We start from the raw sequence: 20,532 nt of genomic DNA on the forward strand, positions 1-20,532 counted from the left end.
CTGCGGATGATTGGGCTATGCAAACAGCAAAAACGTTCCGGGAAATATCAAATAAAAAGCTATCATAGAAAAAGCCCCGTTTGGAGCTTTATTTTCATCTATTTCTTCGTTTTGTTCTTCCACTTGTTCTATGCTCTACTACATTATATAAGAACGATACTTCATGCAGATTAAGTGTGAAATCTTTATGGCTACTATTTAAAGAATGACATACAATTTCGCCAGTATCCACATTATGATCAATTATTTCTTTAAGCATTATACCTTTCGTACCATGTGCTATAATGAAATCATAGTCTTTATAGTGTAGCTTATATTGCCATAGATCCCGTTTTATTTCTCTTCCTATTACTATATCTCCAGCATAATAATCGGGCTCCATACTGTCACCGTCAACCTCAAAAGCCATATACTTACCTTTATACTCCTTGTCGGCTTCAACTAACACTACTGGCAAGTCTTTTAAATACTCATCTGCGTAATAACTATCTGTATAACCTGCTCGGGCCTTGTTAGTGACTAACCTCACTTCTATATGTGATGGATATGTTTTAGGTTTAAGGTTGTAAATTTCAGTGGTATTATTGGTGTTCAACATTTCTCCCTCTCCAGTAAGAAGCCATATAATATTTAATGTAGGAAAATTTTCTACAATTGAATTCTTTCTTTTATTCGTAATAGAATCTTTTAATGCATTAACAGTTCCATTGGGAAAATTACAAATTCTTTCAAATTCTCTAACTGATAAGTTGTTATGTTTGATAAATTCCTTTAGTCTATCTACAAGCATAATGTAATTTTTATTTCTGATTTTCAGATAGTTATATTTTTTGTAGAAAAAAATCTACAAAAAAGTTTGTTTGTGTAGAAAAAATTTCTACATTTGTTATCAGATAACAGCACGCAAAGATAAACAAAAGAAATCTTTATAAAAATGGGGAAATCCCTGAAAATATTTAAAACAAATTGCTTATGAAAAAAATTGAAGTGGGAGATTATTTGGATGAAAGTCTTACAGAGTTGTTAAGCAAGAATACAACTTTAAAAGATGCAGCCTGTATTGGGGCGGAAACCAATATTAGTTCTTCATTAATTCTAAAGGTTAAGAACGGAACGTCAAGAGTGACTGAACTAAATAAGAAAGCTATTGATAAGCTGATCAGAATTGCATATCAAAACATTGAGGCAAACGAAAGGGAAGCCAAGAAAAATAAAAGGACATTAAAAACAATTTTAGACTGTATATAATGGAATCGGTAATTGTAACGTCAAAGGATTTTATTCAGCAGTTAAAAGATTCTTTAATCCCGGAATTAACAGCAACTATCAAAAAAGATATTGTAGAAAAAAATAATACTGAATACTTAACGCGAGAAGATGTTTGTTCGCTTTTGAAAATTAACAAAACAACCTTGTGGCGATGGATGAAAGAAAAAGGATTCCTTCTTATGGGATTGGAAATAGAGTATACTTTGTAAGATCAGAAGTTGATCAGGTTATATTAAACAACAAATTAAATTAAAAGTCGCCTGTGGCGCAGACGACTTAAGCAAAATCGTGTAACAATTAAAATTATCACAACATGGCAAATTTACAAAAAACAATTTTAGGAAAAAAGATCAAGAGCTTTAATTTTTACAAGCAAACTGATTATAGGATTAATAAAGAAATGATTCATGGATTTGTGTGGTTGGAAGATGGAGAAAGGATTCATGTAATAAGAGGTCAGTATCATATTTTGAATGAATTAGGTCAGGTTTCCGGAATAGTTTTAAAATCCAATCCCGGATATAAGCGCATAAAGAGAATGATCGCTCGCTGGTTTACAACTTATAGAAATGGAAGAAAAGGAGGTCAGATGCATCATGTGGGTTATTGGAGAAGCCGAGCAGTTGACGGAATGCACAATATCAATTTATTCAGAACCTCATCGGTTAAATTCTCAGAAAATAAGTCTAACTTTTTAAAACTTGCATCATGAGAACACTTCTTTTAACACTGCGTTGGTTCGGCCAACAGTATAATTACTTCATAGAATACTTAATAAAATATCACTAAGAATCATGGATTTACAAGGACGTAAAAGTAATGTCTACTTTGATAAAACAGGCAAGCAGATATTAGAAGGTGATTTACTGCAAGTGTTCCATTTTAGAACAAGAAGAAAAATCTATTACATGTATCAGATTGTAGTTATTGAAAATACTAAAGAATTCCCAGTTATGGCATGTAGGTCTATTTATTCTGAAAAGCCGCACTATAGACTTTATGTTGTATGTGATAATGAACAAAGGATTTACAAAGATGCAAAAGTGATATATGAGAGAAATTATCAAAGTAAAAGGTTAAAAATAAAACCAAAACAACTCACAGAGATATGAGCATAACAGACTACCTACAAAAGCCGATCAGCGAAAGAAAACAAATTGTGACTGAACCGGTAGGGATTAAAGATCAGTTTTGGCTTGAGAGACTCAAAACCGCTGTTGAAAACTTAAATCCTTTTGCAGTAATGTTTAGTCAGGAACTTATAAACGAATACTGGGCACTAAAAAAATCGTAATCATGAAAAGACTAATCGCTATAATATTCGGAGAGAAAGTCACTTTTTTAGACGCTAACACCCGAAAGTACAAAACACAGTACTGGTATAAAAACAAATTCTATTAAAAATAAATAATCTACAAATGGAAACATTAAAAATTGAAATCCCTAAAGGGTACGAAATCGAAAAATTTGACACAGCTACAGGAGTTGTATCATTCAAAGAAAAACCGAAAAACATAAAAGAACGTGTTAAAGATTTTTCCGATGTGTTGGAAGTGCTTGGAATAGATGAAGGTGATTTTGAAGATGGTATTGAATGTTTGGAAGAAGATGAAATTGCATACAGACAAATTAAGTTAATTGTAAAAGCTTTAAATGAGGATTGGACACCAGATTGGTCAAATTCAAATGAGTATAAATACTTTCCTTGGTTTAAAATGGGTTCTTCTTCGGGTTCTGGGTTTTCGTTCGACGACTGCGATTATTGGGATGCGATTTCGGATGTCGGCTCCCGCCTTTGCTTCAAGAGCAGAGATCTGGCAGAATATGCAGGGAAACAATTTACAGACATCTATAAAAAATATATGACTATCTAAAAATCACACTATGAAAATTACAGAGAAAATTAAAAGTTTTGAAGACGCTTGTGAGGCATTAGGGATTAATTCCGCTTTACCAAATTTAGAAGCAATTCCAGTATCTTATCAAAAACCATTGCATGCGCATTATAAGCTTTGTGTAATTGCAGAAGCGCTGAATGAAGGCTGGAAACCAAATTGGGATGACTATAATGAATATAAGTATTACCCATGGTTTGATATGGAGGGTTCTTCTTCGGGTTCGGGGTTTTCGTACGGCGACTACGATCTTTGGAGTACGCTTTCGCATGTCGGCTCCCGCCTTTGCTTTAAAAGCCGTGAGTTAGCAAGGTATGTTAGTGAAACATTTATCGATCTGTACAGAGAATACTTTGTAATGTAAAAAAAATAGGTTGTGTGATGTTATGGTTGTAGTTCTTCTTCGGGTTCAGAGTTTTCGTACAACGACTACGATAATTGGAATACGAATTCGAATGTCAGCTCCCGCTATTGTAAAAAAATAAAAACATTACAAACCATACCACTTGGTAAAAAACAACAAATTCTAAAAGGCGTTGGTAACAAATGTGAACACGACTTTTTTAAAAGCAAAGGATATGAAAAGAATAGGGAATTTATATCAGACAATAGTCAGTTTAGAGAATTTAAATATAGCAGATGGAAAGGCGCAAAAAGGAAAGTCTAATCAATATGGAGTAATAAAACATAATTTAAATCCATATCACAACATTTGGAAACTTCATAACATACTGGTTGATAAAAAATATAAAACATCAAATTATGATATTTTCAAAGTTTTTGAACCTAAAGAAAGAGAAGTTTATAGACTGCCATATTTCCCAGACAGAATTACGCATCATGCTATTATGAATGTTCTTGAACCAATATTCATGGAAGTGTTTACTGCCGATTCATATAGTTGTATTAAAGGTAGGGGAATCCATAAAGCTTCATTTAATCTTAGAAAAGCCTTAAAAAATGTAGAAGAAACAAAGTATTGTCTAAAGCTAGATATTAAAAAGTTTTATCCGAGTGTTGATCATGATATTCTAAAAATTTTATTAAGAAAAAATTTAAAGATAATGATTTGCTTTGGCTACTGGATGAGATTATAAATAGCGCCCCTGGATTACCAATAGGGAATTATCTTAGTCAATATTTTGCAAACTTTTATCTGACATTTTTTGATCATTGGATTAAAGAAAATTTAAAAATTAAATATTACTTCAGATATGCAGATGATATAGTGATTCTCAATAATGACAAGGAAAACCTTCACGAAATATTGAAAATTATCACAAAATATCTATCCAATAATCTAAGACTTGAAGTAAAACGTAACTGGCAGATTTTCCCAATTGAAAATAGAGGAATCGATTTCGTTGGATATGTTCATTACCATACACATACTTTGCTTAGAAAATCAATAAAAAAACGATTTGCAAAAATGCTTAGAAAAAATCCAAAGAAGGAATCAATCGCCTCTTACTATGGATGGGCTAAACATTGCAATTCTAAAAATCTACTTAAAAAACTACTGATATGAACCGTTTTAAAGAATTTAATATAAAACCAATAATAAATGCCTTTGTGGGTGAGAAAGTTAGAATAAATAAAATTTTAAATACAGAAATAATTGTTCATGATTTTAAAATAAAAGATTCTGAAAAAAAGCCAGGCACAAAGTACCTGACATTACAAATTAGCAGAAAAGAAGAAAAGGAAGTTGTGTTCACTGGATCTAAAACCTTAATGGATATGATAGAACAAGTTCCAAAAGAAAAGTTTCCATTTACAACAACTATAATTCAAGAAGATCAAATGTTTCAATTCGAATAATAAAATGAAGATATGGATATAGACTACAGCCGGGGGCGGAATAACGCAAATTCCAAACTGGCATTCCAACAGGTAAAGGCGACAATTCCAAAAATGCAGGATAGGGTTTTAAATGAAGTAGACGGTATTAATTCAACCTTAGACATCGCCAATATACTGGGAGTTCCGATACACACAATATCAGGGCGTTTCTCAGAGCTAAAAGCAAAGCAGTTAATCTATCAAATTTCATCAAAAAAACACGGACGTACTTCATATGCCGTGTATACTAAAACAATTAATTAATCATGTCAGCAACAAATCAAAAATCAGCCTTAACGCTTTTCAACCAAACTAATGTTCAGGAAAAGTTTGAGAAGCTATTAGGAAAAAAGCACAGGGATTTATTTCTTCTGTCCTTCAGATCGTAAACGGAAATAAGTTACTTCAGAACGCAGACCCAATGACGGTTTATAATGCTGCAGCAACTGCCGCGGTTTTAGATCTCCCGATTGACCCGAATTTAGGTTTCGCATGGATAGTTCCATACAAAGGAAAAGCGCAATTTCAAATGGGATGGAAAGGATTCGTTCAGTTAGCCTTAAGAACCGGGCAATACAAAGCTATTAACGTAACAGAGGTTTACGAAAATCAATTCAAATCATTTAACAGGCTTACCGAAGAGTTAGATGCGGATTTCAATAAAGACGGAGAAGGTGAAATTGTTGGATATGCATCTTATTTTAAACTAAATAACGGAATGGAGAAACTGACTTACTGGTCCAGAAATGAGATTGAAAAGCACGCTAAAAAGTATTCTCAATCATACGGCAAAGGCTCAATGTCTCCATGGAACGATAAAGAACAGTTTCACGCTATGGCAAAAAGACGGTTCTTAAGAATATGATCTCAAAGTGGGGATTATGTCAATCGAAATGCAAACAGCTCACTTGGCAGACCAAAGTGTTCAAAAAGAAGAAGGAAACTATGATTATGTGGATAACTCAAATACTATCGACATTGAGGCTGAAAACGTAAATGAAGAAGAGAAGAGAATCAAGCTTTTTATTGACAAAGCCAATACACTGGAAGCGTTAGAACAGCTTAAAGAAAGTGTTCCAGAACAACTAATGTTCTACTACGAAGCTAGAGAAGACGAACTCCAAATAGGTTAATATGAAAGTAGTTGATTTTAATGAGCATTTATTCAGATGCTCTCAATTAGGAAAGTTAATGGTTGGGGTATCACCAGCCTTAACATTAAATCAAGAAAAAGAACTTTCGGAACTCAGATCAAAAATGTTGGCTGGAAAAATTACCGACAAACAGGTTATTAAGATGGGAGATCTGATCCGGAAGAAAGAAGAGAAGCCGGAACTGTCTAAAAGTGTAGAAACACATCTGGCTGATATTCATAAAGGATTTTTCATGAAACGTGACCGTCAGATCTCAAATAAGTTTATTGAAAAAGGAATTATCGTAGAAGAAAAGTCGATCACTCTATATTCTGAGGTTAAAAACACTTTATTTCTGAAGAATCAAAAGTATTACAAAAACAAATTCATTCACGGTACACCGGATAATGTTCAGAAGAAAGTTCGTGATATGAAAAACAGCTGGTCTTTGGATTCATTCCCAATGTATGAAACGGTTATCGGAAATAAGGATTATGAATGGCAACTACAGGGATACATGGAGTTAACAGGAATCAAAGAAGCTGAGCTTGTATATGCACTTGTAGATACTCCAAACAAAATCATTGTTGATGAATTAAGGCGGTTAGATTGAAACAAGGAATCTACGACATCAACGGAAACGTCAAAGAAGACCGAATTCCTTTAGTTGTCGAAGCCGTAACCAATATGATTTATACCGAACAGGGATTAGATGAATTATGCCAGGAATCAATGTCAATAGAAAAAAGTGGTTCACTGATTTCTTTGAAATTCCGAAAGAACTGAGAATAAAAGTCTTTGAGCTTGAATACTCCAAAGAATCAATTCAAGCTTTGTATGAGCAAATAAAACTTTGCAGAGAAAGACTTAACAATTTGACCGTTGAGATGTCCTCACAACTTTTTAAAGTAGCATAATGAAAGAAAAAGACGGATGCTGGACTGGCCGTGACAGCAACGGCCTATTCAAATGGAACGAAAAACGCTTAATCCGAATCGAAAACGACAAAAAGAAAACCAATGAAAAACCCAAAACCAATCCCAGAAATAGAGGTAATTAAAGCAAGCCTGTGTAAGAAATTAGGTTATGTCCCTGGTGATAGTATACCTAATAGTAGAGTTTCAAAAGCACTAGGCATGCTCGATGCCACAGCAACATTGATATACGCAAAAACTCTAAAACGTCCGGCAAGATTTGCAAGCCCCGGCGAATGCCAGTACACTATTGAGCTGGAAAAAGAAAGGTCAAAAAATCCAAAGATTGAAAGACCAAATGATCGATTATTATCTGCAAAGCAAGCAGCGGTAATATTACAAGTTCCTATCCCATTCGTAAACAGATTAAGAAAAAATGGAATCTTGCAAGGTGAAGAAGTAGGAAAGCGGTTTTACTACAAGCCTGAAGAAGTTGAAATAGTTAGAATACAAAGAGCTATTGATAAGCTTTAAAAAACTACCATGCATTAATGATGTTTTAGCATGGTAATTACCGAATTGAATTATAGTTGAATAAAAATTGAAAATATGAATACACAAATATTAAACAGCAAACTAGAGGATTACATTAACCTTTCAGAAGGAGAAAAGCAGAAGAAGCCTATGTACAAATCAGATCATTTCAGATTATTTGATTATCCGGATGGAACAAGTAGCATAGATCTGATGAGCAAAAAAGAAATAAATGTTGGTGACGACTTTAGAGATCATAAAGGAAGACTACATGTAATTACTGAGATTGTAGGATATAGGCCTCATAAAGGAGTTTTCACCAGCGAAGAAAAAGACATACAGTCGCTATCGTAAGGTCTGAAATTATTCCAGGAGTTTAATTTATTCAGATGAAGATATGCCGCAAAGAATATTACGAGACTGGACCGACAGTGAAAAAGTAAACACTATATCTTCTAATGCTGAATGTTTGTTTGTTAGATTGATGATGAAGGCGGATGATTTTGGAAACTTCCATGCCAACGTTAAACTTGTAAAATCACTTTGTTTCCCCCTAAAGATTATAGAGAAGCCGACATTACCCGATGGATGAATGAACTTCAAGAATCCGGTATGATCGCCTTCTACGTGGTGGACGATAAAAAGTATTTGACGATTTTAAACTTTGGTCAGAGACTTAGAAATATGAGAAATACATTTCCAAAACCAAACGAAGATGACGTTTCGCAGCAACTCGCAGCAACTCGCGGCGAATCGCCGCCTGAAACGAAGAGAAGTAGAAACGAAGAAGAAACAGAAGAGGAAGGAGAAAAAAGGAGCCCACTCCCAAAATTTAGATCAATTGGAAAATTTATTTCCAGAAGAAAATAAAGATAAGCCATCAGAACAGGTAAATTCCGGAGCTGAAGAAAAAGAAAAAAGTTCCGCCAAAAAAGAAAAATCAAATCCGCCTGATTTAGACTCTTTTTGAATGTGGCTAGGGAAATCTACCAAAATGAATTAAAAGTTGATTTTACACCCTATAGCTTCGCTGTAACGGCTAAATATAACTCATGGATTGAAGCTGGCTGGAAGGATGGTCATAAAAAACCAATTGAAGGCTGGAAGAATAAACTTCGAAATGTAATCCCATATTTGAAACCATTTAATCAAAATTCACAAAATGGAAGTTCACAAGCAAGAAGAAGGTAAATATTTGCCTCCAAGAAAAAGCGCAGCAATTGACGCTATGTTGAAGATAAATCCGGATCACCCGATTGCAAAGAAATATCTGGAAGATTTTGAAAAGTACGGCAAGGCATTTACTGAATTTGTTAATGAGAATAAGCCAAAAGAGGAATTTGTAAAGCCGGAGTTAAAACCAATTGATCCAGAATATTTCTATGGAGCGTTTGTTGAAAATTACAAGTTTATTTCTGTAAAAGAATTTGACGAATCTCTAAATGATTTTGAATCAAGAAAGCTAGCAAGAACGTTAGTGTCATATTTCATCGGTAATAAAAGCTTTTATAAGTCACCATTGTTATGCAAAAATTCAGATGGTACATTCAAAAGTCAACCTGATATGAATAAAGGGCTTATGATTATTGGATCTTACGGCATTGGGAAAACATCAATAATTGAAACGTTTCACAATATTTTCAAATATGCCAGGGATAATGCTTTTAGGATTAAAAATAAAGCTGGTGAATTTGAGCAATTACGCTGGTATGATATATACTTTTCATTCTGCACGACTAACGATGTTGTGAGCGAATTTGAAGGTATTAAGAGAAATGAACATTCAGGTGAAGACTATGTCTGGGATCAGTTCTGGAAAAAACATTCAAAGGGTTTCAGGTATTATGATGACGTAATGACGGAGAAGGTAGCTAGTAACTTCGGAAAGGTTGAATTATTCAAGCAAATATTTGAAAAAAGATATTCCAACCGGGCAAAGACTATTATTAGTTTAAACTACGAAGGAGAAAGTATTGATTCGACTTTAGAAGCTTTCGCTAAACGTTATGGAGAGCGTAATTATGACCGATTGTTTGAAATGTACAATATCATTGAATTAAAAGGAGAATCATTACGAAAATGAAAACAAAAGTTAACCGAACGCCAACTGATTTACTGGATGATCTAAGAATTTACTGTTTTAGGCTCCGGGAAAAAGGATTATCGCTGCACAGAATTGCAATGAAGATAGGTAGAGATCACACAACAGTTATTTATCACTTAAGGATGTACAATGATCTTTCCAAGTTTGATAAAGGGTTTAAATATAAAATTAAAGAGTTTGAAGAAAATGAATTCATCAAAAAATACGAAGCCTTTAAAAAGAGATTCTGCATTAATGTCGTTTGTTGAATCACAAAAGCCAAAGAAGCCTGTTAAGACTGTGGGTGAGATGTTTAAGGAGTTGAGAAAAGAAGAAAGCTTTACTCAACAGTCAAAGCATTAAGTTCAATGGAAAGTTCTTTTAAAACCTCCAAAGCCTTAACTGCATCTTTCTTGGAAAAAGATCTTCCATCAGTATTATTTAGCTTTCTGCTTAAGTATGCAGCAGCGTTCTTATTTGTTGGCCACATTCTACTTGCAATGTGCGAAAGGTCAACCTTACAATGATTTTTAAATAATCTTCAACTGTCATACAGCAAAGATATAAAAAAATGTACAAAATAATTTGCACGGTACAAAAATAATTGTACATTTGTATCAACAAAAACAAACAATATGAAAACAACATTAATCATCATCGCTTACACTTTATTATTAATTGGAGGATTAACAACGGCAGCAATTTTAAATCCTGCTAAGACAGAAGTTAAATCAAAAACCTTTTTGGGAATTGATGCAGTGGGAGTAAAGCACGGATCTGGGGAAAAATCAACAATTAAATATCACTAACAAAAGCAAAATCAACAACAATTAAAATTTACAACATGGCAAAATTAACTGCACAATCAGAAACTACTTTTAAGTCAGGAGAAAAAGGGAAAAAAATCACATTAGAATTTGTGAGATTTGGAAAAAAAGGAGGTAAGAATACTAAAGAATACTTTAGAATAGTAACAGAATATCATGGTGTACAAGGAAAGACTCACTACGTTACGATTGAAGATTTAAAAAGAATGGTTGAAGACTCTGAGTTGCTAATAAAAGCAGCAGACGGAGAACTTTAGAAGTGTTTAACAAGGCTGGCCACCTATAACGGCCATCATGGTTATTAGTTTTCCCCGGCTTCTGGTTTTAGAAGTTCCACTGTGCCGGGGTTTTTATGAAAAATTTAAATCCAAAATATTATGAGTACAGAATACAAATACACTACCGATGGTAAAAAAGTTATTGTCGTTGGAAACTTAAACAGTCAAGAAAAAATAGTTCAAGAAATTTTCCTGGTAAATGGAAATGAAATACCATCTGGTGAAAATTTCGTAGTAAAATCATTACATGATGCTCCTGCTGTGTCTTGGAAAGAATCAAAATTGATAGAGCTTGAAACACGATATGAAAAAGATAAAAAGCACTGGGACGCGAGAATTGAACAATTAGACAGAGATAAGAGTTTAGCTTATGATTCATTATCAGCCCGTGTAAAATGGTTAAGAAATGTTGCAAAAGAACCTAGAGAAGAAGAATTTAAAAAGGTGGTTAATCAAATAGCTGATTTTATTTCAGATTCTGAAAAATGGGTGTTTGTTAGAGATTATAATGAATGGCATTTGGAAAAGTTCAATGAAGCAGGGGTTAACCACTTACTTGATAGGTATGAAAGTACTTGGGGTAGAAAAAGGTTTGATTCAATGAGACTTTTATCTCTTTATGGTAGATCTGATGGCAGTCTTGTTTTTAGGATCAATGAATATAGCGATGGCAGTGGAAACGATAAGGACGTGATGTTTTTTAAATCAAAAGAAGAGGCTTTAATTTTTATACAAAAAGAATTTGACGAAGAGAAAGAATATAATGATTACAGTTTAAAAACTGCTGAAAAGTTTGCATTGAACTTAAATGATGAAAAGCTAAAAGCTTACAATTCTAAGAAAAATTCAAATATTGAAAGACAAGTTAAAGAACTTGAAGAAAGATTAGCTTATCTAAAATCGCAGATCAATGAAAACTAAATACATTAAAGTATCAGTAGCTGATCGGCTGCCGGAAAAAGAGGGCAGATATTTCCTTTGGGTAGATAATCCAAATGCAAGGAATTTAAATTCTCAAAAACTGTCTACAGAATATAATATGGAACGACATTTTTTCAAGAATGGTGAATTCCAAACATTTTATGATACAACTCACTATCTTGAAGAAGTTCCAGACTATGAGGAGGAGATGAAGGAGGTGCTATCAATGGCATTAAACCGATTAGAAAATACGACTGAATATGAGGTTGTTGACTTTTATAAAGAAGATTGTGATAAAATCAGGAACTTTCTTAACAAGTAAAAAATATGAGAAAAATTCAATTTAGAGGAAATGAACTAGGTTCAGGAATTTGGGTTTATGGTTCGCTACTTAATTATGATCCTTGTCCTGTAATCCAAAGTATAGAGCTTTACGAAAATGCATATGACTATTATCAATGGGAAGTGAATCCCGAAACAGTCGGACAGTACACCGGACTCAAAGACAAAAACGGAGTAGAGATATATGAGGGTGAAAATTCTGTTAAGATAGTAATCAAAGGCTGTGGAGAAGGTTTAGCTGATATTGTAATGCATGAAGGTAAATGGTGCGTATATGAACGATCCCAAGGATTTGCTCCTTTGTTTGATTTACTAAATGGAAATTCTGCTGAAATCTACTGCAATCCAGACATACTAAAATAAACGGAACCCGGACCGTATTCTTTCCGGAAATAATTTAAAATTTTAATCAATGAAAAAACAAATTTTCATCGGTGCATTAGCACTGATCACACTGGCTGCGTGCCAAAACGAAAGAGAAGACATTACACAAGACAACAGCGAAATCGCCGTCCAAATGGTTAAAAATGACGCAAAAGGCCAGTCATCAAGGGCTGGAATTCCAAAGGATGAGAGTCTTGAACCTCCTGGTCCTAATGATGCTGTAATTTCTTGCCATACTGATTATGCTTATCCGACTGGCAATTCTTGTGTTTGGGTTAATGGTATGCAATTTAGAGTAACCTGGACTACTGTTTATGTAGCAAATACCAGCAGTGCTTCTTATCCAGAAAAGATATATGAGGCAAAACAAGTTTCATTCTGTGGATGCTAATCACACCCGGCCCTTCGGGGCCTTTTAATTCATATTAAATCACAATGGAAAATACATTAGAAAATAAAGCAAAGTTCTTCGCTCAGTATATTTGGCAGAAAGTTTTTACATGTAAGGAGTATGAAGGAGAAATAAAAATTCTTGATCCAATTTACTTTAACGCAAAAGATAAAATATTAAACCATTGGCTTGCGAATGAATACTACTTAGAACTCAAACCTCTTTCATCAATTACTGATGAAGAGCTTGTAAAATCGCAAAGTTTTACGAGTCAACAGCCCACAATGTAAAACTTGGTGATGGTCAAATTTTATTCGATTTTATTTATGGTGATCAAGATGCTTCCGGAGCTATTGAAATTACTGATGGTTACTGTTTGGATTGGTTAAGAAGTAACGGATTTGCTACTGAATGGATGGGATTATCTGTTGAAGATCTTGTGAGTTTCGGTTGGATTAAAATTAAAGAAAACTAGCCATGAAAGTAAAACGAATTGTTTCATATCATCAAGGACGCGAAATATATGGTACTTATCCATACAGTGATGATGATTTGTATTGCTGGTTTAGTCACTATAATGGAAATACAGCCGATTGTAAGTTTTTGTTTGATAATAAAGCCTTAAGAGGTGTGAAATTAGAACTAACCATTAAAGAATATGAAATATGAGTCACCAAGAGAAACAGAGCATATTTGATGAGTATGCAGTTCAAAACGGATATGAAAATTTCATAGAAATAATTTCAGATTACATTACCCTCAAAAATCCTGAAGACATTCTAAAACATGCTTTTTTAGCCTGCGACCTCGTACAGGAGGAACAGCAGAGAGAATATCTGCCAGTTTAGGAAATGTAGAAACAGTAAAAAGTATTCTACATGAGCATGAGAATGAGTTGGGAATGATGGATGAAGAAGAATATGTATTGCTTAGGAAGGCTGAAATAAAAGAAGGCAAAGAGTTTTAAAATCTGTGAAATCAATCATTAATCCCGAAAACAAAATACAATGAAACTAACATCAATGACAGAATTCGTTCTGCAGCATAAAGGGAATACTGAATTCCATATGAATGACACAGTACTCAAGACCGGAAAGCTGATGCAACTTTTTTTCAAATATGCAGAATTCCTTAATCAGTACACCACATTGGGAATGTTTGTTCCTGTAGATGATCATGAAAATGTTATAGTAAGACCATACCCTTCAAAATATGGATACCATCAATCTTGTTCTCCCGAAGAGCAATCGGGATGGATGTATGATGGTGGAGAAGATAAGTATCATGAAGCTTTAAGAGTATGGGAAAAAGCCAAAGAAAAGGTTTTGTTTGAAGGGTTTGAGATTGAAGACATAGGTCTTGGTTCAATAGCAATTCGGAAAAATGGTTTGATAATAATGCGATGTTCAAAGGCCGTAGGTGCTACATGGGAAAATGTGAATTCTTATCCTAATATTGAAAGTTTAGTAGAGTTCGATATTGAATTAACCCCTTCCGCTTTAAAACAAATAGGCTTATGAAAGAACTAGGAGAACTAACCCGGGAGATTTGGAATAAACTGCCTAGGCTGATATACGAAGATGAATTCGAATTATTTGATGAGTCTAACGGATATAGGCATACAGAAAAACTACTGATTCCCGAACCTCCAATGCTTAACGATGTCATCGACTGGTTGTCATTTACAGCGAAATCAGAATTAGTAATTGATTTCTATGGAGGTATTGGAGAAGTAGTATGTGAACGTGGAGGATATTATATTTCTTCACTCGCTAAGTGGAATCTCTCGGAACCCTATTTAAAAGACCAATCCCCTGAGCTAATAAACTTCCTTCACTCACTTATAAAAACAAAACAATAATACAATGATAGAACTTTTAGAAATGCACGGAAATTCTATTGAACTTAATATAAATGAAATTAGGCGATATAGAGGGACTGATTTACCAAAAAATGGGACTTGGATAGAAATGAACTCAGGAACTGAATTTAGAGTATTTGAAAGTTTTGAGGAAGTCGATGAAAAAGTAGAAAAACAAAAAAGAAAAGCAACTTTAACCAATAAATAATAAAGTAATGGAAAATCAAAAAACAGGCGTAGAGCTTATCGCCGAAGAAAGACAAAAGCAAATAGGCAAACATGGATTTACAGCACAACATAGTATTGAGCATCCTGAATGGTATGATAAAGAGCAATTAGCTTATGCAGCTCATTCACTATTATCACTGGAAGGCAAACCTGCAATGTACATTAAGGAGCCAGATAATTGGGATAAGGAATGGTTTATTAGAATTTTGAAAAAGCATCAGCTGATAAAAATTACAGGTACAGAGTAGCAGGAGCTTTTTTGGCCGCTGAATTGGATAGAATTCAACTTATTAAAACCTCTTAACCCCGTGCCATCTTAGGGTGGCACTTAAAACAAGAATTATGGAAGAAAAGAAAATCAAAATAACATTTGGAATTCAAAAAAAACATATTGAAAAGATAGAAGAGAGAGTAGCACGCTATGATAGCCTTCTAACAGCAGATGATACTTTAAAAAATGGTTGGATTTTGTATGATAGAACTTTCTGGATTAATCGTGGAGAAGAATTCGAATGCGAGCCTTTAACCCTTGCGCTCCATTATTTTAAATACAAAAATAAGAACTCATGATAGCACCACAAGAACTACGTTTGGGAAACCTGGCATTAATGGGTGAAGATAAAATTGTAAGAATATTATGGTTTAGACTTGAAAACGCCTGTGTAATGGAGTTTGGTGTAGAATATCCATCTGGTATTGTTGAGCTGGACAGATTGAAGCCTGTAGAACTAACAGAAGAGTGGCTGATTAAGCTAGGTTATACATCCGATGAACCAATTCTTTCTGATAAGCCAATGTTCTACAGAAAAGGAAATCATAAAATATGGTGCCCTTTTGATCGGTTTCTTGATGAATATTACAGGTTTGAAATAAAATATGTACACCAGTTACAGAATCTTTACTTTACTACACAAGGAAGAATTAAAATAGAACAGTCTTAACAGGATATTAAAATAAAGCCCCTGAATTAACAGGGGTGTTTTTAACTGAAAAATATACGTTGATATTCTGTTTTGTCCAGTTCAGCAGGAATCCAGAATGGTCTTAAATCAAGGGCTCCGCATATTTTCAAAGACGTAGCAAAAGTCATTTCGCTTTCATTCTTCAAATTTCTAACTAAGGTACTTTCATCAATGCCGATAAGTTTTGCTAGTTGTAATTGTGTTAACCTTTTTTCTTTTCTTCTATCAGTTATGAATTTAAAGAACATTTGTTTGCCTACTTCGGCTGAATTATCGAAATTTGCCATAAGATTTTAATTTTAAATTAAAGTTTTATTATTACAAATAGGCCCTCAATTCAGAGGGCTTTATTTTTAAAGGCTTTCTAGTTCATTTAATGATTCAACACCAGCTGCTTCAAGTAAATTAGAAATAGCTCTTCTTCTCTCAAATGATAACCCGAAAGTCTCACCTTCAAAAACTGCAACATACATTTTTTGTTTAGATTTGATTTTTATTACCATCAAGCCTCCAATATTCAATCAATTCTCCTTCGTTTACGAAAACTTCAAATATTCCATTTTTAGATAAGTCAATTTGAGATTCAATTTTTTGGTCAAAAGTTAATGCGTTCATAATGTTTGATTTTAATTGTTATTGTTTGTTTTATTATTACGATGTAAAGATACAAACTATTTTTAAAACTTGCAAATACGCAAGTAAATATGCAAGCAAATATTTCTAATAATATTACAATTTATTTCAATTCTAAATAAGTTAGATTAATAAATAAAAATTGTTAGTAAAAACTATAAAAAAGTTTGATAGATATTGCGTTGACACTTTTATTTTCGTAACTTTACTGTAAAGCAAAGACTTATGAGTGTGGGATATAGTAAGCAGTATCAAAATAGGAACAAGTATAAAGCGGTAAAGCAAAAGGTTGATGGGTATACTTTTGATTCTAAAAGAGAGGCTTCTTACTATATGGAACTACAATGGAGATTAAAGGCTGGGGATATTAAAGAAATCATCAAACAAAAATCAATAGAGCTTTATTGTAATGAGAAACTTATATGCAAGTATAAGGTTGATTTCTGTGTTGTAACGAAAGAAGATGAAGTGGAACTACATGAGGTTAAGGGCTTTGAAACAAGGGACTGGATGTTGAAGTGGAAAATGACAGAGGCACAGCTTGAAGATATTGGAAATAGGCAGTTTGGAGGAGTTGTGCCGAAACTTGTTTTAGTTAAGTAAGATATGTTAATTGTTGTTGAATTACCAAGCACAGATGATGAGTGCAGAGGGGAAGGAGAGTTGGTTGATGGAGGAGGGTGCTTGGTGTTTTTTAAGTTAAAAGAAATGACAAAAAGAAAAGAACTGAGGTTTTTGAAAAGTTCAATGGATTATGCGCATACACAGGCAAGGCATTGAATGATGATTGGCAGGTTGATCATGCAGTTAGTAAATGTAAACATTTATATAATACTTATTATAGTTGTGGAAGCGTTGAAGAAGTAAATGCGAAACTAAAAGAGGTTGATAATATGGAAAATCTTTTACCTGCTTTAAAAATTGTTAATCATTACAAAAGAAGTTTAGATGTTGAATCATTCAGACGATATATGTCTAATTTCCATATAAGATTAGCAAAACTGCCAAAGAAAACATTAGTGGATAGGACTAAAAAGCGAATTGAATATATGAATGAGGTGGCGAACGCCTTTGATATTTCAATTGAAAAGCCTTTCAGTGGTAAGTTCTATTTTGAGACAATTAAAACGTGATGCTAGCATATAGGTAATGCGGTGGCGGGTGATAACACTACACAGAATCCGGTTCGAGTCCGGAGCATCAGCAAAAAGAAGGGTGAGAGGATTATTGCCTTTGTTTTTAACATTAATATTCAGAAAATCCATATTGCAACTATGGTTGGCACCGGGGAAGACTGGAAATGGAAATCCGATAGAATAAATGGTTTTTAGTCCGAGATACAGAGTAGGCGACATTTATGAAGGTGCAAGTCCTTCGATTTCCACAATAAAGAACAGTGGCGGAATTGGTATACGCGTCTGCATAGGCAGAATGACTTAGGCGAGGTTCGATACCTCATTGATTAATTAGTTTGGAGTACACTTGTAGTACCACTTGCTGTGAATTGGTTCGAAACATACAACAGTAAACCCCAAAGTATATATTCGGTTAAAGGCTTTGAAGGCGACTAATTAATACCGAAACGACTGGATAGACTAAGCGTTACAGGTTCGAATCCTGTCTGTTCTTTTAAAATGTCGGGGTTGATGTAATTGGTAGGCATGAGATGGAGTCTTGAGGGAATATAGTTATCGGCCAGTAACTCCCTCGTACAGGTTCGAGTCCTGTACCCCGAACTAGTGATTTGATTTAATGCAGTAGGAACTTTTTTCATATTAATATTTTGTGATTTGGTGTCCCGCTGCTGTAATAGGTAGCGGGGTTTTTAATTTAGGGAGTATGGGATTTTTAAAAATAATTGGAGTAATTGGGAAACATTGTCTGTGGGTACAATAAACTCAAAGATTTACTTATTGCAGGCTAGAAAGCATAAGAATGGAAAGATTAAGTTTCGTGTAGAGGTTTCATCCGAAGCATACTATGTTAAAATGGCTGAAGTGGAAGAAAATCTTAAAAGTAAATTTTAAACTAATTTTCTATGGCAGATGGAGTGACAGGGAGTGCGGTGAATGAATTGGAGGTTTCGGAAAGAGAGTACGAAAGCCGAATTCGAGCAATTAAGAACCTGGAAAAAATGAAGAAGATAGAAAGCACGTGGTGTCGTGTTGGAGTGTGTATGTTGAGAGGGGGAATATTAACGACTTTTAAACCTAATGATGGAAGGAAGAGACGATAAGGGAAAGTTTGTTGAAGGGAATCAGATTTCAGTAGGTAATGAAGGTGGAAGGCCTGCATTGTTTACAGACCCCGCAGTACTTGAAGAAAAGACTCTGGAATACTTTGAATGGTGTAAGGGTGAATTTATTATTGAGCATAAGGTCACTTCAAAAACAACGGGTAGTGGAAAATCTCAGGTAACAACTACAGAAAGTGAACCTGTGCAGATTTGGCTACGTTGGCCAGAGAAACCTAGTATTACCGGATTGGCTTTATATCTTGGATTTGAAAGCCGACAATCACTATATGACTACTTAGAAAAGCCGGAGTTTTCTTACTACATAAAAAAAGCTCTTCTACATGTGGAGAATACCTACGAAAAAGGATTGTGGGATGGCAAGGTTGTAGGACCTGTTTTTGCTCTTAAAAATATGGGCTGGACTGACAAGCAGGAAGTAGATCAGAAAACAGATTTATCCATTCATTGGAACGAGGAAAAGACATATGAGTAATGAGGTTGTCAAAAAAGCAAACGATTGCTCTTGACTATTTAGAAGATGGAGTAACTAATGAAATAGGGTATGGTGGCGGTGCTGGTGGCGGCAAGTCTATTCTAGGTTGTTACTGGCAACTTAAAAACCGTTTGAAATATCCAGATACTCGTGGATTGATTGGAAGAGCATCTTTAAAGACGCTGAAGGAAACAACATTGCAGTCTTTTTTTATGTGGCTAACCAACAAGGCTTAAAGGCTAACATTCATTACAAATTCAACGCACAGTCAAATCAGATACTTTTCCCGAATAAATCAATAATATTTTTAAAAGACTTATTTCTCTATCCTTCAGATCCAAACTTTGACGAATTGGGATCACTTGAAATTACAGACCTGTTCATTGATGAGACCGCTCAGATAACTAAAAAAGCATGGGATATTGCTCAATCAAGGATTAGATATAATCTTGATATGTATGGTTTAGTTCCTAAAGCATTATGGACTAGCAACCCATCTAAGAACTGGAATTACCAAGATTACTATCTACCTGATGAAAAAGGTGAAATGCCGGATAACCGAAAGTTTGTTCAATCTCTGGTTACCGACAATCCGTATATCTCAAAGCATTACATTGATAATCTTCACAAGCTTCCGGAAGTAGATAAACAAAGGTTACTTTATGGTAATTGGAGATATGATGATGATCCTGCAAGGCTGATCGAATATGATAAAATCATTAATGCATTCAGTAATTCATTTGTTGCGGAGGGACAAAGATATATAACGGCAGATATAGCCCGTTTTGGTAGCGATAAGGCGGTTATTATTGTTTGGTCTGGCTATCGAGTGTTAAAAATAGTTTCAATCGACAAATGCTCAATTACAGAGCTTGCCGAAAGAATAAAGTTATTAGCACGAGAGTATGGCGTCCCGGTAAATAATATCGTTTGTGATGAAGATGGAGTAGGCGGTGGAGTAGTTGACGTTTTAGGCTGTAAAGGCTTTGTAAACAATGCAAAACCATTTGAAGAAAACGAAGCGATTGTACAGTATCAAAACCTCAAGTCACAATGTTATTTCCATTTGTCTTATAAATTCAATTCGGATCTTATATACATCGGGGAAACTGAGTACAAAGACGTTATAATTCAAGAGCTCGAACAAGTCAAGCGACATAACATTGACAAAGATGGGAAACTGGCAGTTATTCCCAAGGAAAAGGTAAAAGAGTTGTTAGGAAGGTCGCCAGACTTTTCAGATGCATTGATGATGCGTATGTTTTTCGAACTAGAACCAAAACAAGAAGTGTTTGTTTTTTAAGTA

General features: G+C 34.3%; 45 protein-coding genes and 1 tRNA gene. 42 read left to right on the forward strand and 4 right to left on the reverse strand.

Features of this window, described 5'->3' with window-relative positions:
• Window positions 1-94 precede the first annotated feature (94 nt).
• The gene (locus OWR28_RS02315) at window positions 95-790 is read right to left on the reverse strand and encodes a S24 family peptidase (RefSeq protein ID WP_332385312.1); all 696 of its coding nucleotides are present in this window, start codon (window positions 788-790) and stop codon (window positions 95-97) included.
• A gap of 182 nt (window positions 791-972) precedes the next feature.
• Between OWR28_RS02315 and OWR28_RS02320 the strand changes: the two genes are divergently transcribed.
• The 22 genes from OWR28_RS02320 (at window position 973) to OWR28_RS02425 (ending at window position 9,939) form a co-directional block, all read left to right on the forward strand.
• Window positions 973-1,248 (forward strand): hypothetical protein, encoded by a 276-nt coding sequence (locus OWR28_RS02320; protein WP_332385313.1) that lies wholly within the window; start codon window positions 973-975, stop codon window positions 1,246-1,248.
• Complete coding sequence (locus OWR28_RS02325) at window positions 1,248-1,478, forward strand: hypothetical protein (protein ID WP_332385314.1); 231 nt, start codon at window positions 1,248-1,250, stop codon at window positions 1,476-1,478. Before OWR28_RS02320 ends, OWR28_RS02325 begins: the two co-directional genes overlap by 1 nt.
• Window positions 1,479-1,582: 104 nt before the next feature.
• Entirely contained in the window at window positions 1,583-1,981 is a 399-nt protein-coding gene (locus OWR28_RS02330; protein WP_332385315.1) for a hypothetical protein, read from the forward strand.
• Window positions 1,982-2,063: 82 nt separating this feature from the next.
• Entirely contained in the window at window positions 2,064-2,381 is a 318-nt protein-coding gene (locus OWR28_RS02335; protein WP_332385316.1) for a hypothetical protein, read from the forward strand.
• Complete coding sequence (locus OWR28_RS02340) at window positions 2,378-2,563, forward strand: hypothetical protein (protein WP_332385317.1); 186 nt, start codon at window positions 2,378-2,380, stop codon at window positions 2,561-2,563. Before OWR28_RS02335 ends, OWR28_RS02340 begins: the two co-directional genes overlap by 4 nt.
• Window positions 2,564-2,687: 124 nt before the next feature.
• Window positions 2,688-3,143, forward strand: a complete 456-nt coding sequence (locus OWR28_RS02345; RefSeq protein WP_332385318.1) for a hypothetical protein — start codon at window positions 2,688-2,690, stop codon at window positions 3,141-3,143.
• Window positions 3,144-3,153: 10 nt separating this feature from the next.
• Complete coding sequence (locus tag OWR28_RS02350) at window positions 3,154-3,528, forward strand: hypothetical protein (RefSeq protein ID WP_332385319.1); 375 nt, start codon at window positions 3,154-3,156, stop codon at window positions 3,526-3,528.
• Window positions 3,529-3,742: 214 nt separating this feature from the next.
• On the forward strand, window positions 3,743-4,261 hold the full coding sequence (locus OWR28_RS02355; protein ID WP_332385320.1) for a reverse transcriptase domain-containing protein: 519 nt from the start codon (window positions 3,743-3,745) through the stop codon (window positions 4,259-4,261).
• Window positions 4,234-4,692, forward strand: coding sequence for an RNA-directed DNA polymerase (locus tag OWR28_RS02360; protein WP_332385321.1), 459 nt, complete (start codon window positions 4,234-4,236; stop codon window positions 4,690-4,692). Before OWR28_RS02355 ends, OWR28_RS02360 begins: the two co-directional genes overlap by 28 nt.
• Window positions 4,689-4,985, forward strand: a complete 297-nt coding sequence (locus OWR28_RS02365) for a DUF8468 domain-containing protein (RefSeq protein WP_332385322.1) — start codon at window positions 4,689-4,691, stop codon at window positions 4,983-4,985. The genes OWR28_RS02360 and OWR28_RS02365 overlap by 4 nt, the downstream gene beginning before the upstream one ends.
• A 12-nt stretch (window positions 4,986-4,997) precedes the next feature.
• Window positions 4,998-5,270, forward strand: coding sequence for a hypothetical protein (locus OWR28_RS02370; protein ID WP_332385323.1), 273 nt, complete (start codon window positions 4,998-5,000; stop codon window positions 5,268-5,270).
• 76 nt (window positions 5,271-5,346) lie between these two features.
• Window positions 5,347-5,871: a recombinase RecT gene (locus OWR28_RS02375; protein ID WP_332385464.1), complete on the forward strand. Its 525-nt coding sequence runs from the start codon at window positions 5,347-5,349 to the stop codon at window positions 5,869-5,871.
• A 16-nt stretch (window positions 5,872-5,887) separates the two neighbouring features.
• Window positions 5,888-6,139 carry a hypothetical protein gene (locus OWR28_RS02380; RefSeq protein ID WP_332385324.1) on the forward strand — a complete coding sequence of 84 codons (252 nt, stop codon included), beginning with the start codon at window positions 5,888-5,890 and terminating at the stop codon, window positions 6,137-6,139.
• A gap of 124 nt (window positions 6,140-6,263) precedes the next feature.
• Window positions 6,264-6,752, forward strand: a complete 489-nt coding sequence (locus OWR28_RS02385; protein ID WP_332385325.1) for a hypothetical protein — start codon at window positions 6,264-6,266, stop codon at window positions 6,750-6,752.
• Window positions 6,749-6,925, forward strand: a complete 177-nt coding sequence (locus tag OWR28_RS02390; RefSeq protein WP_332385326.1) for a hypothetical protein — start codon at window positions 6,749-6,751, stop codon at window positions 6,923-6,925. The genes OWR28_RS02385 and OWR28_RS02390 overlap by 4 nt, the downstream gene beginning before the upstream one ends.
• Window positions 6,926-7,158: 233 nt before the next feature.
• Complete coding sequence (locus tag OWR28_RS02395) at window positions 7,159-7,587, forward strand: helix-turn-helix domain-containing protein (protein WP_332385327.1); 429 nt, start codon at window positions 7,159-7,161, stop codon at window positions 7,585-7,587.
• 75 nt (window positions 7,588-7,662) lie between these two features.
• Window positions 7,663-7,941, forward strand: a complete 279-nt coding sequence (locus OWR28_RS02400) for a hypothetical protein (protein ID WP_332385328.1) — start codon at window positions 7,663-7,665, stop codon at window positions 7,939-7,941.
• A 234-nt stretch (window positions 7,942-8,175) separates the two neighbouring features.
• Complete coding sequence (locus OWR28_RS02405) at window positions 8,176-8,457, forward strand: hypothetical protein (protein WP_332385329.1); 282 nt, start codon at window positions 8,176-8,178, stop codon at window positions 8,455-8,457.
• Entirely contained in the window at window positions 8,429-8,557 is a 129-nt protein-coding gene (locus OWR28_RS02410) for a hypothetical protein (RefSeq protein WP_332385330.1), read from the forward strand. The genes OWR28_RS02405 and OWR28_RS02410 overlap by 29 nt, the downstream gene beginning before the upstream one ends.
• 2 nt (window positions 8,558-8,559) lie before the next feature.
• Window positions 8,560-8,778, forward strand: a complete 219-nt coding sequence (locus tag OWR28_RS02415; protein ID WP_332385331.1) for a hypothetical protein — start codon at window positions 8,560-8,562, stop codon at window positions 8,776-8,778.
• On the forward strand, window positions 8,750-9,670 hold the full coding sequence (locus OWR28_RS02420; RefSeq protein ID WP_332385332.1) for a hypothetical protein: 921 nt from the start codon (window positions 8,750-8,752) through the stop codon (window positions 9,668-9,670). The genes OWR28_RS02415 and OWR28_RS02420 overlap by 29 nt, the downstream gene beginning before the upstream one ends.
• The gene (locus tag OWR28_RS02425; protein WP_332385333.1) at window positions 9,667-9,939 is read left to right on the forward strand and encodes a helix-turn-helix domain-containing protein; all 273 of its coding nucleotides are present in this window, start codon (window positions 9,667-9,669) and stop codon (window positions 9,937-9,939) included. Before OWR28_RS02420 ends, OWR28_RS02425 begins: the two co-directional genes overlap by 4 nt.
• 71 nt (window positions 9,940-10,010) lie before the next feature.
• Here OWR28_RS02425 and OWR28_RS02430 read toward each other — a convergent pair whose 3' ends face one another.
• Window positions 10,011-10,160 carry a hypothetical protein gene (locus OWR28_RS02430; protein ID WP_332385334.1) on the reverse strand — a complete coding sequence of 50 codons (150 nt, stop codon included), beginning with the start codon at window positions 10,158-10,160 and terminating at the stop codon, window positions 10,011-10,013.
• A 145-nt stretch (window positions 10,161-10,305) separates the two neighbouring features.
• On the opposite strand from OWR28_RS02430, the gene OWR28_RS02435 reads away from it, so the two are divergent.
• The 14 genes from OWR28_RS02435 (at window position 10,306) to OWR28_RS02500 (ending at window position 15,843) form a co-directional block, all read left to right on the forward strand.
• Window positions 10,306-10,479, forward strand: a complete 174-nt coding sequence (locus OWR28_RS02435) for a hypothetical protein (RefSeq protein WP_332385335.1) — start codon at window positions 10,306-10,308, stop codon at window positions 10,477-10,479.
• A gap of 35 nt (window positions 10,480-10,514) precedes the next feature.
• Window positions 10,515-10,754 (forward strand): hypothetical protein, encoded by a 240-nt coding sequence (locus OWR28_RS02440; protein WP_332385336.1) that lies wholly within the window; start codon window positions 10,515-10,517, stop codon window positions 10,752-10,754.
• A gap of 120 nt (window positions 10,755-10,874) precedes the next feature.
• A complete protein-coding gene (locus tag OWR28_RS02445) occupies window positions 10,875-11,696 on the forward strand; it encodes a hypothetical protein (protein ID WP_332385337.1) in 822 nt (273 codons plus the stop codon).
• Window positions 11,686-12,018, forward strand: a complete 333-nt coding sequence (locus OWR28_RS02450; RefSeq protein WP_332385338.1) for a hypothetical protein — start codon at window positions 11,686-11,688, stop codon at window positions 12,016-12,018. The genes OWR28_RS02445 and OWR28_RS02450 overlap by 11 nt, the downstream gene beginning before the upstream one ends.
• A gap of 5 nt (window positions 12,019-12,023) precedes the next feature.
• Window positions 12,024-12,401, forward strand: a complete 378-nt coding sequence (locus tag OWR28_RS02455; RefSeq protein ID WP_332385340.1) for a YopX family protein — start codon at window positions 12,024-12,026, stop codon at window positions 12,399-12,401.
• Window positions 12,402-12,450: 49 nt separating this feature from the next.
• On the forward strand, window positions 12,451-12,813 hold the full coding sequence (locus tag OWR28_RS02460) for a hypothetical protein (RefSeq protein ID WP_332385341.1): 363 nt from the start codon (window positions 12,451-12,453) through the stop codon (window positions 12,811-12,813).
• 44 nt (window positions 12,814-12,857) lie between these two features.
• Window positions 12,858-13,103: a hypothetical protein gene (locus OWR28_RS02465; RefSeq protein ID WP_332385342.1), complete on the forward strand. Its 246-nt coding sequence runs from the start codon at window positions 12,858-12,860 to the stop codon at window positions 13,101-13,103.
• Between the two features lie 375 nt (window positions 13,104-13,478).
• Entirely contained in the window at window positions 13,479-13,661 is a 183-nt protein-coding gene (locus tag OWR28_RS02470) for a hypothetical protein (protein ID WP_332385343.1), read from the forward strand.
• Between the two features lie 159 nt (window positions 13,662-13,820).
• Window positions 13,821-14,333 (forward strand): hypothetical protein, encoded by a 513-nt coding sequence (locus tag OWR28_RS02475; RefSeq protein WP_332385344.1) that lies wholly within the window; start codon window positions 13,821-13,823, stop codon window positions 14,331-14,333.
• Window positions 14,330-14,674 carry a hypothetical protein gene (locus OWR28_RS02480; protein WP_332385345.1) on the forward strand — a complete coding sequence of 115 codons (345 nt, stop codon included), beginning with the start codon at window positions 14,330-14,332 and terminating at the stop codon, window positions 14,672-14,674. The genes OWR28_RS02475 and OWR28_RS02480 overlap by 4 nt, the downstream gene beginning before the upstream one ends.
• Window positions 14,675-14,678: 4 nt before the next feature.
• A complete protein-coding gene (locus OWR28_RS02485) occupies window positions 14,679-14,882 on the forward strand; it encodes a flagellar FlbD family protein (protein ID WP_332385346.1) in 204 nt (67 codons plus the stop codon).
• A gap of 7 nt (window positions 14,883-14,889) precedes the next feature.
• Entirely contained in the window at window positions 14,890-15,150 is a 261-nt protein-coding gene (locus tag OWR28_RS02490) for a hypothetical protein (protein WP_332385347.1), read from the forward strand.
• Between the two features lie 94 nt (window positions 15,151-15,244).
• On the forward strand, window positions 15,245-15,472 hold the full coding sequence (locus OWR28_RS02495) for a hypothetical protein (protein ID WP_332385348.1): 228 nt from the start codon (window positions 15,245-15,247) through the stop codon (window positions 15,470-15,472).
• The gene (locus tag OWR28_RS02500; RefSeq protein WP_332385349.1) at window positions 15,469-15,843 is read left to right on the forward strand and encodes a hypothetical protein; all 375 of its coding nucleotides are present in this window, start codon (window positions 15,469-15,471) and stop codon (window positions 15,841-15,843) included. The genes OWR28_RS02495 and OWR28_RS02500 overlap by 4 nt, the downstream gene beginning before the upstream one ends.
• A 41-nt stretch (window positions 15,844-15,884) precedes the next feature.
• On the opposite strand, the gene OWR28_RS02505 is transcribed toward OWR28_RS02500, so the two are convergent.
• Window positions 15,885-16,151, reverse strand: coding sequence for a helix-turn-helix transcriptional regulator (locus tag OWR28_RS02505; RefSeq protein ID WP_332385351.1), 267 nt, complete (start codon window positions 16,149-16,151; stop codon window positions 15,885-15,887).
• A gap of 193 nt (window positions 16,152-16,344) precedes the next feature.
• Window positions 16,345-16,479, reverse strand: coding sequence for a hypothetical protein (locus tag OWR28_RS02510; RefSeq protein WP_332385352.1), 135 nt, complete (start codon window positions 16,477-16,479; stop codon window positions 16,345-16,347).
• A gap of 243 nt (window positions 16,480-16,722) precedes the next feature.
• Here OWR28_RS02510 and OWR28_RS02515 point away from each other — a divergent pair, with 243 nt between their 5' ends.
• From OWR28_RS02515 to OWR28_RS02540, 6 genes are all read left to right on the forward strand, one after another.
• Complete coding sequence (locus tag OWR28_RS02515; RefSeq protein WP_332385353.1) at window positions 16,723-17,100, forward strand: DUF1064 domain-containing protein; 378 nt, start codon at window positions 16,723-16,725, stop codon at window positions 17,098-17,100.
• Between the two features lie 173 nt (window positions 17,101-17,273).
• Window positions 17,274-17,630 (forward strand): hypothetical protein, encoded by a 357-nt coding sequence (locus OWR28_RS02520; RefSeq protein WP_332385354.1) that lies wholly within the window; start codon window positions 17,274-17,276, stop codon window positions 17,628-17,630.
• A 504-nt stretch (window positions 17,631-18,134) separates the two neighbouring features.
• Window positions 18,135-18,233 (forward strand) — tRNA-OTHER (locus OWR28_RS02525).
• Between the two features lie 477 nt (window positions 18,234-18,710).
• Window positions 18,711-19,226: a terminase small subunit gene (locus tag OWR28_RS02530; protein ID WP_332385355.1), complete on the forward strand. Its 516-nt coding sequence runs from the start codon at window positions 18,711-18,713 to the stop codon at window positions 19,224-19,226.
• A 5-nt stretch (window positions 19,227-19,231) separates the two neighbouring features.
• Entirely contained in the window at window positions 19,232-19,462 is a 231-nt protein-coding gene (locus tag OWR28_RS02535) for a hypothetical protein (protein WP_332385356.1), read from the forward strand.
• Window positions 19,441-20,529: a hypothetical protein gene (locus OWR28_RS02540; protein WP_332385357.1), complete on the forward strand. Its 1,089-nt coding sequence runs from the start codon at window positions 19,441-19,443 to the stop codon at window positions 20,527-20,529. The genes OWR28_RS02535 and OWR28_RS02540 overlap by 22 nt, the downstream gene beginning before the upstream one ends.
• Window positions 20,530-20,532: the final 3 nt, after the last annotated feature.

This window comes from Chryseobacterium sp. 1B4 (assembly GCF_036631475.1).
Lineage (GTDB): Bacteria > Bacteroidota > Bacteroidia > Flavobacteriales > Weeksellaceae > Chryseobacterium.

What these genes read in the sequence shown, in the direction of transcription:
- OWR28_RS02315 (WP_332385312.1), bottom strand. Translation starts at nt 790, where the DNA reads ATGCTTGTAGATAGACTAAAGGAATTTATCAAACATAACAACTTATCA.
- OWR28_RS02320 (WP_332385313.1), top strand. Translation starts at nt 973, where the DNA reads ATGAAAAAAATTGAAGTGGGAGATTATTTGGATGAAAGTCTTACAGAG.
- OWR28_RS02325 (WP_332385314.1), top strand. Translation starts at nt 1,248, where the DNA reads ATGGAATCGGTAATTGTAACGTCAAAGGATTTTATTCAGCAGTTAAAA.
- OWR28_RS02330 (WP_332385315.1), top strand. Translation starts at nt 1,583, where the DNA reads ATGGCAAATTTACAAAAAACAATTTTAGGAAAAAAGATCAAGAGCTTT.
- OWR28_RS02335 (WP_332385316.1), top strand. Translation starts at nt 2,064, where the DNA reads ATGGATTTACAAGGACGTAAAAGTAATGTCTACTTTGATAAAACAGGC.
- OWR28_RS02340 (WP_332385317.1), top strand. Translation starts at nt 2,378, where the DNA reads ATGAGCATAACAGACTACCTACAAAAGCCGATCAGCGAAAGAAAACAA.
- OWR28_RS02345 (WP_332385318.1), top strand. Translation starts at nt 2,688, where the DNA reads ATGGAAACATTAAAAATTGAAATCCCTAAAGGGTACGAAATCGAAAAA.
- OWR28_RS02350 (WP_332385319.1), top strand. Translation starts at nt 3,154, where the DNA reads ATGAAAATTACAGAGAAAATTAAAAGTTTTGAAGACGCTTGTGAGGCA.
- OWR28_RS02355 (WP_332385320.1), top strand. Translation starts at nt 3,743, where the DNA reads ATGAAAAGAATAGGGAATTTATATCAGACAATAGTCAGTTTAGAGAAT.
- OWR28_RS02365 (WP_332385322.1), top strand. Translation starts at nt 4,689, where the DNA reads ATGAACCGTTTTAAAGAATTTAATATAAAACCAATAATAAATGCCTTT.
- OWR28_RS02370 (WP_332385323.1), top strand. Translation starts at nt 4,998, where the DNA reads ATGGATATAGACTACAGCCGGGGGCGGAATAACGCAAATTCCAAACTG.
- OWR28_RS02380 (WP_332385324.1), top strand. Translation starts at nt 5,888, where the DNA reads ATGTCAATCGAAATGCAAACAGCTCACTTGGCAGACCAAAGTGTTCAA.
- OWR28_RS02385 (WP_332385325.1), top strand. Translation starts at nt 6,264, where the DNA reads ATGTTGGCTGGAAAAATTACCGACAAACAGGTTATTAAGATGGGAGAT.
- OWR28_RS02395 (WP_332385327.1), top strand. Translation starts at nt 7,159, where the DNA reads ATGAAAAACCCAAAACCAATCCCAGAAATAGAGGTAATTAAAGCAAGC.
- OWR28_RS02400 (WP_332385328.1), top strand. Translation starts at nt 7,663, where the DNA reads ATGAATACACAAATATTAAACAGCAAACTAGAGGATTACATTAACCTT.
- OWR28_RS02405 (WP_332385329.1), top strand. Translation starts at nt 8,176, where the DNA reads ATGAATGAACTTCAAGAATCCGGTATGATCGCCTTCTACGTGGTGGAC.
- OWR28_RS02420 (WP_332385332.1), top strand. Translation starts at nt 8,750, where the DNA reads ATGGAAGTTCACAAGCAAGAAGAAGGTAAATATTTGCCTCCAAGAAAA.
- OWR28_RS02425 (WP_332385333.1), top strand. Translation starts at nt 9,667, where the DNA reads ATGAAAACAAAAGTTAACCGAACGCCAACTGATTTACTGGATGATCTA.
- OWR28_RS02430 (WP_332385334.1), bottom strand. Translation starts at nt 10,160, where the DNA reads ATGTGGCCAACAAATAAGAACGCTGCTGCATACTTAAGCAGAAAGCTA.
- OWR28_RS02435 (WP_332385335.1), top strand. Translation starts at nt 10,306, where the DNA reads ATGAAAACAACATTAATCATCATCGCTTACACTTTATTATTAATTGGA.
- OWR28_RS02440 (WP_332385336.1), top strand. Translation starts at nt 10,515, where the DNA reads ATGGCAAAATTAACTGCACAATCAGAAACTACTTTTAAGTCAGGAGAA.
- OWR28_RS02445 (WP_332385337.1), top strand. Translation starts at nt 10,875, where the DNA reads ATGAGTACAGAATACAAATACACTACCGATGGTAAAAAAGTTATTGTC.
- OWR28_RS02450 (WP_332385338.1), top strand. Translation starts at nt 11,686, where the DNA reads ATGAAAACTAAATACATTAAAGTATCAGTAGCTGATCGGCTGCCGGAA.
- OWR28_RS02455 (WP_332385340.1), top strand. Translation starts at nt 12,024, where the DNA reads ATGAGAAAAATTCAATTTAGAGGAAATGAACTAGGTTCAGGAATTTGG.
- OWR28_RS02460 (WP_332385341.1), top strand. Translation starts at nt 12,451, where the DNA reads ATGAAAAAACAAATTTTCATCGGTGCATTAGCACTGATCACACTGGCT.
- OWR28_RS02465 (WP_332385342.1), top strand. Translation starts at nt 12,858, where the DNA reads ATGGAAAATACATTAGAAAATAAAGCAAAGTTCTTCGCTCAGTATATT.
- OWR28_RS02470 (WP_332385343.1), top strand. Translation starts at nt 13,479, where the DNA reads ATGAGTCACCAAGAGAAACAGAGCATATTTGATGAGTATGCAGTTCAA.
- OWR28_RS02475 (WP_332385344.1), top strand. Translation starts at nt 13,821, where the DNA reads ATGAAACTAACATCAATGACAGAATTCGTTCTGCAGCATAAAGGGAAT.
- OWR28_RS02480 (WP_332385345.1), top strand. Translation starts at nt 14,330, where the DNA reads ATGAAAGAACTAGGAGAACTAACCCGGGAGATTTGGAATAAACTGCCT.
- OWR28_RS02485 (WP_332385346.1), top strand. Translation starts at nt 14,679, where the DNA reads ATGATAGAACTTTTAGAAATGCACGGAAATTCTATTGAACTTAATATA.
- OWR28_RS02490 (WP_332385347.1), top strand. Translation starts at nt 14,890, where the DNA reads ATGGAAAATCAAAAAACAGGCGTAGAGCTTATCGCCGAAGAAAGACAA.
- OWR28_RS02495 (WP_332385348.1), top strand. Translation starts at nt 15,245, where the DNA reads ATGGAAGAAAAGAAAATCAAAATAACATTTGGAATTCAAAAAAAACAT.
- OWR28_RS02500 (WP_332385349.1), top strand. Translation starts at nt 15,469, where the DNA reads ATGATAGCACCACAAGAACTACGTTTGGGAAACCTGGCATTAATGGGT.
- OWR28_RS02505 (WP_332385351.1), bottom strand. Translation starts at nt 16,151, where the DNA reads ATGGCAAATTTCGATAATTCAGCCGAAGTAGGCAAACAAATGTTCTTT.
- OWR28_RS02510 (WP_332385352.1), bottom strand. Translation starts at nt 16,479, where the DNA reads ATGAACGCATTAACTTTTGACCAAAAAATTGAATCTCAAATTGACTTA.
- OWR28_RS02515 (WP_332385353.1), top strand. Translation starts at nt 16,723, where the DNA reads ATGAGTGTGGGATATAGTAAGCAGTATCAAAATAGGAACAAGTATAAA.
- OWR28_RS02530 (WP_332385355.1), top strand. Translation starts at nt 18,711, where the DNA reads ATGATGGAAGGAAGAGACGATAAGGGAAAGTTTGTTGAAGGGAATCAG.